The following is a 389-nucleotide window of genomic DNA, read 5'->3' as shown; positions in this document are numbered from 1 at the left end:
GGTGAGAGCCGCGTGGCTTTACTATGTGGCCGAAAAAACCCAGAACGAGATCGCATCCGTCCTGGGCGTTTCCCGCGTCAAGGTTGCGCGCCTGATTGCCGATGCCCGAACGAGCGGCATCGTTACGATCGACATCGACCACCGGCTGTCGGCGCTTTCCGAACTCGAGGAGCGCATCCGCATCAAGTTCGACCTGAAATTCTGCTTTATCACCCCGCCCTCCGATGACGAGGAGAACGCAGCAACGGGTGAGGCAGTTGCGCGCCGCGGGGTCGGTATGGTCGCTGCGAAGATCCTTCGCTCGATGCTGGTCCAGGATCAAGCGAAGGAGACCGTCATTGGTCTCGCTTGGGGCAGGACGATCAGCGCCATGGCCGATGCCTTCCTCC

1 protein-coding gene is annotated in these 389 nt (G+C 61.2%); it reads left to right on the top strand.

Annotation, left to right across the window (positions count from 1 at the left end):
- Nucleotides 1-25: 25 nt before the first annotated feature.
- Nucleotides 26-389 (top strand): sugar-binding domain-containing protein (locus EN750_RS39035; protein WP_281062404.1); only part of this gene is annotated, 364 nt, incomplete at its 3' end.

Origin of the sequence: Mesorhizobium sp. M7A.F.Ca.ET.027.03.2.1, assembly GCF_003999175.1 — a bacterium.
In the GTDB taxonomy this organism is placed as follows: domain Bacteria; phylum Pseudomonadota; class Alphaproteobacteria; order Rhizobiales; family Rhizobiaceae; genus Mesorhizobium.
This window is presented reverse-complemented; position numbering and strand designations above follow the sequence as displayed.